The following is a 12125-nucleotide window of genomic DNA, read 5'->3' as shown; positions in this document are numbered from 1 at the left end:
ATCAACGTACCCTCTTCTTGTCACCACCTAAAGCATTTGAGATCCAAGAAGATTTATGCTCACGTGGTGATATTTTATTCTTCTGCAAGAGATTATAAGAAAATTTATACCACTCACTTTTGGGATAATTACGTCCTAAAATAGCTGCTGCCGTCTGTGCTTCCGCCGTTAAGCCGAGAGCAAGATTAACCTCAGTCAAGCGGAAAAGTGCTTCTTCAATTTGATTTGTATCAGAATACTCTTCAACCACGGTACGAAACCGTCTACTTGCCGCAAGATAGCGCCGCCCCTCTTCATAATAACGGCCGATCTGCATTTCTTTACCAGCCAGCTGTTCGCGCCCAAAACGGATTTTATCCTTAGCATCCTTGACATATTCAGAATTTGGATAGCGCTCTATAAGAAGCTGCATAGCAGCAATAGCGCGTTTCGTATCACGTTGATCACGCGTAACATCGGGAATCCGACGGAAAGAAGAAAGACCAATAATATAGTACGCATAAGCCGAGTCAGTTGACCCTGGATAAAGCGTAATATAGCGTTGAGCCATACTAATTGAATCATCATACTTTCCGAGTCGATAATTAGTAAAAGCACCCATGACCAAAGATTTACGCCCCCAGTCTGTATAAGCGTACTGTTTTTCAATCTTCAAAAACTTCTTCGATGCATCCCCAAGCCGCCCACTTTCAAGGCTAGCAAGCGCCTGATTATAGAGAACATCTGGTGGCTCTATTTTCAAAACATAAGCAGATGGATCAAGGGTATTTTTCTCTTTAAAGAGACATCCCGCTAACATACAGGTGCTTCCTAAAAGTACCCCCCCCAATATCTTGCGTACAATGTTAGATTTTCTATATGTCATATTTCCAATGCACACATGAGATTTTTTCATAGTTTTTCCGGCCTCCAGAGAATATCACCTTGTAGCAAAAACAATTTATCAAAGGTTTTATACCATATCACTTTAAAATCCACATAACCAATTTAACAGTTTAGGTCAATCATCCCCTTAAAAATCAAATAAACGATAAAAAAATCTTGCCAATTTTTTTACTTTTTCTCTAAAAAGCTTTTTTCATAATATGATTCGTCTGCCAAAACAGCCTTCACCAATTGCGCATTAATTCTATGCCCACTACAATAAGAACGAAATAATCCAATAAAAGGTGCCCCAAGCAAAGCAGTATCACCAATCGCATCAAGCATCTTGTGCCGAACACATTCATTCTCCCAATAAGGACCATCGGGATTTAAAATTTTATCATTAAGGCCGATAACAAGAGAATTTTCCAAAGAAGCGCCTCTCGCCTTTCCAGAAAGCCTTAATTCTTCCACGTCTTTGATAAAACCAAAAGTGCGCGCACGTGACAAATTATCCCTAAACCCTCGTGTGGTAAGATCAAAACTGAAATGTTGCTTACCAATAACAGAAGAAGGAAAAGAGATCGTTATATCAAAACGACGTCCATCGAATGGCAAAAGCTCTGCAACACCATGAGCTCCTTCAACCCGCACCGGCTTTTTTATAATGAAATAAGAACGCAACGCATTTTGCTGTACAATACCAACATCTTCAAAAGCTTGGCAATATAGCCACGCTGAACCATCCAAAATAGGAATCTCATTATGTGACACTTCAATAACAAGATTATCCAAATTATAAGCAGCAATTGCCGCCATCAAATGTTCAATTGTTTCAACCCTTACATCTCCATCTCCAAGTACTGTTGATAATTCAGTTTCTCCTGTTTGCGATGCATGGGCTTGAAATATTTTCTCTGTTCCGTCTAATCCACAACGCTTAAAAACAATACCACACCCAACATCCGCTGGACAAACCTTTACCACTGACAAACAGCCACTATGAACGCCAATCCCCTTAAATGTTACTGCTTTTTTAAGAGTAGACTGATATTTTGGTACTAAATTCATCATATCATTTTATTAAATTGCTTGTACATCTTTTAACAAAATTTATAAAACTATAAAAAATATTCATAGTAAATAATACAAAAAAACCGCTTATTGTAAGCGGTTTTTTTAAAACAAAGTATTTTATCCAAAAAACAGTAATATATTTTACTGTATAATTTTTGTCTGATCATTAAAGAAATAATAAAATTTCTTACTTTACCTCATTTTTCATCAATTAATTTGCCTGACGACGTAAAAATGCTGGTATTTCCAACTGATCTTCTTCACTTATAAAAGTACACTGATCTTGTGGTACCTGAGGATGCAGCTCACCAGAACGACGTGGAACATAAACAGAAGCATCTTGAGAAAGCGCCTGAGAGTTTTTATTGTAAACATGAGACTCTTTCTGCTGAGACGATCTAACAGCAGGCTCCAGCCTCGCTTCTGGCTCAGCTTCTTCACGATGTGTCAAGCTCTGTTTCAAACGCTGCCAAAGATTACGAGGACCCTGATCCGTCACAAATGTTCTTTGGCTTTGTCCATGCGCAACAGGAGGAAAATCCTTTAACTCAGGCATACGCATTGGAGCGCGCGCTTGCATTTGTTGCATTTGTTTTGGTTGCACTGGCTTTTCTTTTTGCTTCACAAGCCCTGTCATCTCATCAAGAACATGCGCTGTTGCCTCCATACTCACAGGAGCCGTCATCGCCTGTTGAGAACCACGGCTTACTTGCATACGAGGCACATTTGATCTCTGTTCCTGAACAGCATTTGAACCATACGCAACAGCATTCGTTGCACTTCGTGTTGTCATTGCTTCTGCAGGATGTGCAAAAATTTGACTTTTGGGACGGAACTGTTCTCCGGTTGATTTACCCTTCTCTATTTCAAGTGATTCTATCACTTCTACCATTGACTCAGAACGCAGAGGCGATGATTGAACATGAAAAGAACTATGTGACGTTCCAGGATCGCTCTTGCGTATTGAAGAAGCAGGCCTTTGAATCTGAGGATGAGAGGACTGAACCACATCACTAACTTCACGATCAATACCGGTGGCAACCACAGAAACACGAATAACACCTTCCAATGACTCATCATCAATAGCGCCAAAGATCACATTCGCATCAGCATCTACTTCTTCACGAATACGATTAGCAGCTTCATCAACCTCAAAGAGAGTCATATCACGACCACCCGTAATAGAAATCAATAAACCACGCGCCCCACGCATAGAGGTATCATCCAACAATGGATTTGCAATAGCAGCTTCAGCCGCAGCCAAAGCACGCCCATCACCAGATGCCTCACCCGTTCCCATCATGGCTCGACCCATTTCGTGCATAACAGAACGAACATCAGCAAAATCAAGGTTAATCAAACCCTCTTTAATCATCAAATCCGTAATGGAAGCAACACCAGAATAAAGCACTTGGTCAGCCATAGCAAAAGCATCAGCAAACGTTGTCTTATCATTTGCAATACGGAAAAGATTTTGATTGGGAATAACAATCAATGTATCGACAGACTTTTGTAATTCTTCAATACCAGCCTCTGCCGTTTTCATACGACGTGCGCCTTCAAACTGAAACGGCTTTGTCACAACACCAACAGTCAAAATACCTTTTTCACGCGCTGCGCGAGCAACAACGGGAGCAGCCCCTGTTCCAGTTCCTCCCCCCATACCAGCAGTAATGAAAACCATATGAGAGTCTGCAAGATGATCAATAATTTCATCAATACATTCCTCCGCCGCCGCTTGTCCAACTTCAGGCAAAGCCCCAGCACCCAAACCTTCTGTCACAGCTGCCCCAAGTTGGATAACACGTTCAGCCTTTGACATAGCCAAAGCCTGTGCATCCGTATTTGCAACAACAAAGTCAACTCCCTGAAGACCAGCATTTATCATATTATTCACGGCATTCCCGCCACCACCTCCAACACCAAAAACGGTAATGCGTGGCTTCAATTCCGCGATATCTGGCCGATGCAGATTAATCGTCATTTTCTTTTCCTTCTCATAAGACACCGCAAGCCAAAGCGATGAAATTTATCCAACTAGACTTAACTAAAAACTCTCACGCAACCACTGACCAACACGCTGAAAATATCCACGCGTGCCCATCGATAAATGATTTCCTGCCGCCTGCATTGTTTTTTCTTCAAAACCCACCAATTGCGGATAAATTAACAACCCAACAGCAGATGTAAACGCCGCCCCTTTTGCAAGAGAAGGAAGCCTCGAAATACCTAAAGGCCGCCCGATACGAACATTTCTTCCTAATATAGTACGTGCCATTTCTGGCAATCCTGTTAACTGGCTTGCTCCCCCAGTCAAAATAACACGTTTACCAATGATGTGACCAAAACCAGAACGATTTAAACAATCACGAACCATTTCTAAAATTTCTTCAACACGCGCACGAATGATACGCCCAAGAACCGCGCGAGGATATTGAGTTTCACGCTGTTCACTCCCAATTTCTGCTACATTAATCATTTGCCGCTCATCAGCACTTGTTAAAAGTGCTGAACCATAAACAACTTTTAAACGTTCCGCCTCTGTTAAAGACATAGAAAATCCGCGCGCAACATCAAGAGTGACATGATGCCCCCCAACAGCAAGAGCATCTGCATGAATAAATTTCCCCTCAAAAAACACTGAAAATGTTGTTGTTCCACCACCAAAATCAATACATGCAGCCCCTAAACGCGCCTCATCATTCATCAAGACAGCAAGACCACTTGCAAAGGGAGTAGCAACCATTGCTTCAACACTCAAATGTGCACGATTAATACAAGTTTCCAAATTACGCAAAGAGGCTGTTTCTGCTGTTACCACATGCACGTCGACACCAAATGTTTCCCCTGCCATGCCAATAGGATCAAAAATTCCTTTATCTCCATCCAATACATAAGAAACTGGTACTGAGTGCATAACATGACGTTCAGCATCAAAGGCTTTACGCGAAACATCTGAAAAGGCCATACGCATATCACGCTTAGTGACTTCACGACCATTCAAATGAACCTTTCCATTAATCAAAGCACTTTGTAATCGACTTGAGGAAAAATTCACAATCACTGAATCCACCACCAAACCCGCCATTTTTTCTGCCGCATCAACAGCCAATCTTATTGATTGTTCTGCTGCAAACATATCCATGACAACACCGGATTTAATACCACGTGAACGCTGCACTCCAAAGCCTAGAATTTCCGTAGAATGTGTACGACCATGTAAATAGTGTGCATGCTTCAAAGGACGCAAACAAGCAATAAGACAAACAATCTTACTTGAACCGACATCAAGTACCGTTAAAAAACGTGTTTTACGCCCCTTCAAATGATGTGATCTGAGTAGCATCATAGGCTTCCTGCCTTTCGCGCTTTTAAAATACGTTCTTCTTCTGCTACAGTAGTATGATAACGCTCCAACGTTTCATCTGATAAAGAAACAGTAATTCGATCAGCAAGACGTAAATCAACACTGAGAATATCGCGAGATAAAAGATCTTGCATTGTACCGGACGAAAAAAGAGAAGAAAGCCTTTCAAGAGCACCATTTTCAGGCAACATAACGCGCATTCCATTATTCAAAACAAGATCCCAACGTCGATCACCTACCCGCACAAAAGCACGAATACGATCATATACTTCCGGATAGACTGACAGCGCTTGAATAAACACTTTAGCAGCATTTTGTGCACCCTGCCCAACCACAAGAGGTAAATCCCGAACAATTTCTCCTTTAAAAGGCACAATGACACGACCTGTATTATCAACAATATCCATTATGCCATCATGTTGCCAAATGGCATAGGGTTCACGCTCCACGATGGAAATGCGCATTCTATTGGGATAAATTTTCTGAACATTAGCCGATTGCACCCAAGCCTGTTTTTCCAACAGAGAACGCGCTCTTTCAACATCAAAAGTGAATATAGAAGGCGCAACATCAAGTTTTAAAATTTTAAAAATATCCTGCTTTGCCAAGCGCTTATTACCGCTTATATCGACATGAGTGACCACAAAACTACTATCCAATATGATCGTATTTACGACCACAGCCATCTGACCACTTGATGAAAGTCCATAAAAAGCCGTAACAAAGAAAAACCACACAACAGCAAAAGAGCCGAAATGGCGTGGAATATGAATATTGACAAAAACAAACTCAAACATAAACCGAAGAAAACGACGATAAAGACGTGGCAAAGCCGGCACTGAAAGCACCTCCATCGGAACATTTGTTTTATTAACATTCAACGCATACATGATGCGTCCTCCACCATCCATTGAACAATATCGCCGTAAGTACGGCCGCTCGCTTTTGCAATATCAGGAAGAAGAGACGTCGAGGTCATACCTGGTTGCGTATTAATTTCAAGCCAAACCAATTCTCCTGTTTTTTCATCAAAACGAAAATCAGAACGGCTAACACCTCGACACCCTATCGCCTGATGGGCTGCTAAAGACATTCTTTGCACACTTTGGTAAATATTTAGTGAAAGTTGTGCAGGACAAATGTGAAGAGAACCACCCGTTTTATATTTTGAGTCATAATCGTAGAATGGAAAGTGTTTATCGGGAAGAATTTCACACACATCCAGCACTTCGTTCCCCAAAACAGCACAAGTCAATTCACGACCAGGAATATATTTTTCAATCATCACCTCATCGGCATACCCCCACTCAGCTCCCCCAATATTATGCGGCGGTGCAGCTTCATTTCCTTGAACAATGACAACACCAAAACTTGATCCTTCACACACAGGTTTAATTACATAAGGAGGCTCCATGGGATGCGTTCGGCCCAAAGCAAAGCGGCTCATGATACGAGAAGGAGCAACACAAACCCCAACATTTGCAACGATAATTTTTGCACGTCCCTTATCCATTGCCAAAGCAGATGCCATCACGCCAGAATGAGTATAAGGAATTTTTAAATATTCAAGAATCCCCTGAATCCGACCATCTTCACCAAATGGACCATGCAATGCATTGAAGGCAATATCGGGCTGCAACTGTTCAAGAACAGAAGCAATATGAGCATCAACATCCACGCGGCTCACGCGATACCCCTGCACCTCTAAAACATCAGCACACGCCGCCCCTGAAGATAAACTTATAGACCGTTCAGAAGAAAAACCTCCCATTAACACAGCTATATGTTTATCTTTCATAATAAATCACCCTCTTTCGCATACTATATGTAGTCTATATAGAACACATCAGCACTACATACAGGAAAAACAAAGTTTATCCTTGCGAATCAATAACCTAGCATTTTGCATAATGAATCAGACTCAAAAGCCTGATGCAAGAGATTCTTTGTTAATTTATTGATTCTTAATAGAAATTTTTTATTATCTCTTTGAAATGACTCAATTTTTTATTTTCACTTTTTAGTGAACAATAAATCAATGAAATGGATCAAAAGGAGAAACACTTCGACCACGCTCAAATTGACCAATACGCTCTATTTCCCATTGTAAAAGGTGGGCTGAATTTGCAAAAACACGCGCACGCACTGTTTCTCCCAATGCTTCAAGATCATATCCTGTTGCTTGCCCTGTATTAATCATAAAATTACAGTGCATTTCACTCATTTGAGCGCCACCAATCCGTAAACCACGACACCCTGCTTCATCAATCACGCGCCACGCGGATGTATTCTCAGGATTTTTGAAAGTTGATCCCCCTGTTTTTTCGCGAATAGGTTGCACTGTTTCTCTGTGGAGGGCAACTTCATCCATAGCAGCACGAATATCATCTTTATTGCCGATTTTTCCTTCTAATAAAGCAGCCGTAAAAATAAAATCTTTAGGAATATCACAATGGCGATAGGAATAATGCATATCTTTCACACTCAAGATATGACGTTGCCCTTTACGATCCAGCGCATAGACCTCGACAACACGCGCTGCGGTTTCAACACCATTCGCACCCGCGTTCATTTTGAGAGCTCCTCCAAGACCTCCAGGAATACCATGATAAAAATGAAAACCTGCAATCTCAGCTTCTAAAGCGGCAGCAGCTAAATGTTTATCCGCCGTACCAGCACCAACTAAAAAGCCTTTTGGAGAAACTTGCTTCACTTGCCCAAATTTTTTTGGCGAAAGACGAATCACAACACCAGGAACCCCCCCATCACGCACCAGAAGATTAGAACCAATACCGACAATTGTTACAGGAACAAATTCAGGCAAATTTTGAAGAAAGAGAGCCAAATCTTCTTCATCGACAGGCTGATAAAAAAGCTCTGCCAACCCGCCCGTGCGAAACCACGTTACCTTACGCATCTCAACATTAGGTGTAAGCTTTCCTCTCACGCCACCCAACAGTGGTTGCAATTGCGCCAATAGCGCCTCACCATCAATGTGCTGAAAATTTATCATGACCATCCAATACCGCTAACTGATGAGGCAAAGCACAAGCCCATTGTGTGATATTGCCAGCACCAAGAAAAACAACATAATCCTCTGCCTGAGCAAATTTTGAGACAAGAGACACAACATCTTCCAAACCATGTATCAAGCGCACATCACGATGACCCGCCATTTTAATATGCTCTACCAATTCTTGAGAACCAAATCCTACAATAGGCTCTTCACCAGCCGCATAAACGGGCGTAATCAACACTGTATCTGCATCATTAAAACAAGCAGCAAAATCATCAAATAAATGATACAAACGCGAATACCGATGGGGTTGTGCAATCGCAATAACACGCCCTTTTGCACTCTCACGTGCAGCACGCAAAACAGCCTTTATTTCAACAGGATGATGTCCATAATCATCAAATATTTCAATGCCACGCCAACTTCCTGTTCGCGTAAAACGCCGTTTTACTCCGCCAAATTCTGCTAAGCCCCTTTTTATAGCTTCATTTGAAATGCCAAGTTCATGCGCAATAGCAATCGCCGCCGTTGCATTGGCAACATTATGCTGCCCTGCCATAGGCAAAAGCATATTTTTCAACTCAATCTTTCTTCCTGTTTTGCGTGAGCGAACAAGAACATCAAAATGCGTTTTTTGACCATCCATCGAAAGATTAAGAAAACGAACATCTGCTTGTGGATTTGCACCATAAGTGATCACCCAACGATCATCAATACGGCCCGCCAATGACTGAACCTCTGGATGATCAAGGCACAAAACAGCAAAACCATAAAAAGGAACATTTTCTACGAATTGCCGAAAAGCCTCACGCACAGCATCAAAACTTCCATAATGATCCAAATGCTCAGCGTCAATATTAGTAATAACAGCAATATCAGCAGGCAGCTTTAAAAATGTACCATCACTTTCATCAGCTTCAACAATCATCCAATCGCCATCTCCTGTACGAGAATTCGTACCATAAGCATTAATAATACCGCCATTAATCACCACTGGATCAAAATGACCAGCATCAAGAAGGGCTGCGACCATTGATGTGGTTGTTGTTTTACCATGTGTACCACCCACTGCAATTGCACGCCGAAATCGCATCAGCTCCGCCAGCATTTCTGCACGTCTGACAAGCGGCAAATGTCTTTCCTTTGCAGCAATATACTCAGGATTTGTTTTTTTAACGGCAGTAGAAAAAACAACAACCTCTGCATTCCCTAAGTTTTCAGCACAATGACCTATATGAACGTTAATTCCTTTTTTCCGCAAACGTTCAACATTTGCACTTTCAACTTGATCTGACCCTTGAACTTTATAGCCAAGATTATAAAAAACCTCCGCAATTCCACTCATACCGATCCCCCCGATTCCGATAAAATGGATAACGCCTATATCAAGTGGCATTTTCATTAAAAAGCTCCTCTTTTATATCTGACAACAATCGCCCTGCAATTAAGGAATCAGCCATATCAGCAAGGCGACGGGTTGCATGAGGTTGTCCAACTTTTTTTGCAGCAAGCGCTTGTTTTTCCAATAAATGGGGCGCACAACAAGCGTGCATTAAAAGAGAAGAAAGCTTTTGTGCATTTAAATCTTTTTCTGATATAATTTGCGCTCCCCCCACACGAGCAAGCAAAGCTGCATTGGCAGCCTGATCATGATCTAAAGCATGGGGATAGGGAACAAGCAGAGCAGGTCTACCAATCACCGCTATCTCACAAACGGACGAAGCCCCAGCACGCGACAAAATAAAATGAGCATGTGCCATACGTTCAGCCATATCATCAAAGAAAGGAGCAACTTCTGCTTGTACCCCCATATCACGATAGATTTTGATCAACCTTCCTGCTTCACCGCGGACTTGCTGTACAATTCGTAAACGTTTACGGTTCTTATCATCAAATAAAGCAATAGCTTCTGGAACAATATGTGAAAAAGCAGAAGCCCCTTGGCTACCTCCAAAAATCAAAAAATTAAATGGCTTTTCTCCCCCTGAAGAATGATAAGGAATTTTGGCCGCCTTCAACACAGCCTCACGGACAGGATTCCCCGTCAAAAGTATTTTATGAGCATAAGCGCCACTTGGTGACAACAAACCACCAGCGATTGCACGCACAAAAATTGCCAACATCCGATTGGCACGCCCCATAACAGCATTTTGTTCATGAATAAATGTCACACGCCTCGTTAAAGCCGCAATAAAAAGAGGAGGAAAGCTCGGATACCCCCCAAATCCTCCAACAAGAACAGGACGTAATTTATAAAACAACGCCAACGATTGCCCCATACCCCTTAGCAAAGACCAAAACGTCTTTATCAGAGCAAAAGGATGGCGTCGTGTAAATGTTGCCGATGAAACGATATGAATATGCTCTTCATCAAAACACCGAACAAAAGGGCGTGCTCTTTCATCTGTTATTAAATGAACATCATATCCACGCTGCCTTAATTCAACAGAAAGGGCTTCAGCAGGAAAAAGATGTCCACCTGTACCACCAGCCACCAAAATAATAACTTTTTTATCATTCATAAGGGGTATCCAAGACAGAAGAGGAAGAAAAAGCTGAAAGGCGCGCTTCTGGCCAACGACGTGTTAAACTAAGCAAAATGCCCATTGAAAACGCAATCGCCACCATCGAAGAACCACCATAAGAAATAAAAGGCAATGTCATACCTTTTGGAGGAATTAAGTGAAGATTAACGGCCATATTAATAGCTGATTGAAAGCCAATCATCATTGCTATGCCAGTAATACCAAGACGTATAAAGGAATCACGTGTATTCATGGCTATATACAATGAACGCATAACGATAAAGCCAAACAGCATCATAATTAATAAACAAAGAATAATACCATATTCTTCAGCAGCAACGGAAAATACAAAATCTGTATGGCTATCAGGAATGATACGTTTTACTGTGCCCTCCCCAGGACCTTGCCCAAACCAACCACCATTCAAAATAGCCTCACGTCCCACATCTACTTGAAAAGTATCTCCTTCACCTGTCAAAAAACCATTGATCCGCTCGCGCACATGATGCAGAAAAAAATAAGCTAAAATAATTCCTACAACGCCTAAAATGAGAAAGAGAAAAATAATAGTAAGAGGGACACCAGCAATAAAAAACAGCCCCCCCCATGTTGCACTTATTAAAACTGTTTGTCCAATATCAGGCTGCAAAACCAGAAGCACACAACAAATGGCATAAAGTAGAATCGCTAACGTATAACCCAGAATGCCCCTCTTGCGTATCTGTTCCGAAAAAAGCCAAGCGGACATAACCACAAAAGCTGGCTTCATAAACTCTGAAGCCTGTACAGAAAAACCAAATAGTAGAATCCACCTCCGTGCTCCCTTTAATTCTGGACCCCAAAATAAGGTTGCAACCATAAGAGCAAGCGTTACAATGAGCAAAAGAGCACATAAACGACGAATATTAGAAAGCGAAAAAAAGGAAATGGTAACCATCGTAAAAAATGCTGAAATGCTAAAAATGATATGCCACCGAACAAAATAAAAACTATCAGCAATTCCGATTTTTTTTGCAATAATAGGGCTGGCAGCAAAAGACAGCATAATGCCAATTCCCATTAAAATTAAACAAGCTGCAAAGATAGAGCGATCAATCGTCCACCACCAATTAGCAATTGGATCTCTATCTGCACGCGTCACCATGATATCCACCTTATCCATTTTATAAATTATCTCAAAGTGATATGGTTCCCCAGCCTGTTTAACAAACACTTTAAAAACTAAATTACACAAAAAAAGATTCTGGAGTCTTAACGCAAAAATATTTTTTTATAA

Annotated in this window: 10 protein-coding genes; all 10 read right to left on the bottom strand. The window is 41.4% G+C overall.

Annotation, left to right across the window (positions count from 1 at the left end):
- Position 1: 1 nt before the first annotated feature.
- Positions 2 to 895, bottom strand: a complete 894-nt coding sequence (locus tag ACFINR_RS04630) for an outer membrane protein assembly factor BamD (protein ID WP_375652734.1) — start codon at positions 893 to 895, stop codon at positions 2 to 4.
- Positions 896 to 1053: 158 nt separating this feature from the next.
- Complete coding sequence (gene lpxC, locus ACFINR_RS04625; RefSeq protein ID WP_375652730.1) at positions 1054 to 1938, bottom strand: UDP-3-O-acyl-N-acetylglucosamine deacetylase; 885 nt, start codon at positions 1936 to 1938, stop codon at positions 1054 to 1056.
- Between the two features lie 214 nt (positions 1939 to 2152).
- Positions 2153 to 3925: a cell division protein FtsZ gene (gene ftsZ / locus ACFINR_RS04620; RefSeq protein WP_375632334.1), complete on the bottom strand. Its 1773-nt coding sequence runs from the start codon at positions 3923 to 3925 to the stop codon at positions 2153 to 2155.
- A 63-nt stretch (positions 3926 to 3988) separates the two neighbouring features.
- Positions 3989 to 5290, bottom strand: coding sequence for a cell division protein FtsA (ftsA, locus tag ACFINR_RS04615; RefSeq protein ID WP_375613372.1), 1302 nt, complete (start codon positions 5288 to 5290; stop codon positions 3989 to 3991).
- Complete coding sequence (locus tag ACFINR_RS04610) at positions 5287 to 6198, bottom strand: cell division protein FtsQ/DivIB (RefSeq protein ID WP_375613371.1); 912 nt, start codon at positions 6196 to 6198, stop codon at positions 5287 to 5289. Before ACFINR_RS04610 ends, ftsA begins: the two co-directional genes overlap by 4 nt.
- Positions 6186 to 7106 (bottom strand): D-alanine--D-alanine ligase, encoded by a 921-nt coding sequence (locus ACFINR_RS04605; RefSeq protein ID WP_375611998.1) that lies wholly within the window; start codon positions 7104 to 7106, stop codon positions 6186 to 6188. The genes ACFINR_RS04610 and ACFINR_RS04605 overlap by 13 nt, the downstream gene beginning before the upstream one ends.
- A gap of 237 nt (positions 7107 to 7343) precedes the next feature.
- On the bottom strand, positions 7344 to 8321 hold the full coding sequence (gene murB / locus ACFINR_RS04600) for a UDP-N-acetylmuramate dehydrogenase (protein WP_375652726.1): 978 nt from the start codon (positions 8319 to 8321) through the stop codon (positions 7344 to 7346).
- Positions 8299 to 9726 carry a UDP-N-acetylmuramate--L-alanine ligase gene (murC, locus tag ACFINR_RS04595; RefSeq protein ID WP_273790779.1) on the bottom strand — a complete coding sequence of 476 codons (1428 nt, stop codon included), beginning with the start codon at positions 9724 to 9726 and terminating at the stop codon, positions 8299 to 8301. The genes murB and murC overlap by 23 nt, the downstream gene beginning before the upstream one ends.
- Positions 9710 to 10846, bottom strand: coding sequence for an undecaprenyldiphospho-muramoylpentapeptide beta-N-acetylglucosaminyltransferase (gene murG / locus ACFINR_RS04590; RefSeq protein WP_375652722.1), 1137 nt, complete (start codon positions 10844 to 10846; stop codon positions 9710 to 9712). The genes murC and murG overlap by 17 nt, the downstream gene beginning before the upstream one ends.
- The gene (locus tag ACFINR_RS04585; RefSeq protein WP_375621370.1) at positions 10839 to 11993 is read right to left on the bottom strand and encodes an FtsW/RodA/SpoVE family cell cycle protein; all 1155 of its coding nucleotides are present in this window, start codon (positions 11991 to 11993) and stop codon (positions 10839 to 10841) included. The genes murG and ACFINR_RS04585 overlap by 8 nt, the downstream gene beginning before the upstream one ends.
- Between the last annotated feature and the right edge of the window lie 132 nt (positions 11994 to 12125).

Origin of the sequence: Bartonella sp. AP19HLJMH, from assembly GCF_042196245.1 — a bacterium.
Classification (GTDB): Bacteria; Pseudomonadota; Alphaproteobacteria; order Rhizobiales; family Rhizobiaceae; genus Bartonella.
Note: the sequence above shows the minus strand (reverse complement) of the source record. Positions and strands in the feature narration are given on the sequence as shown.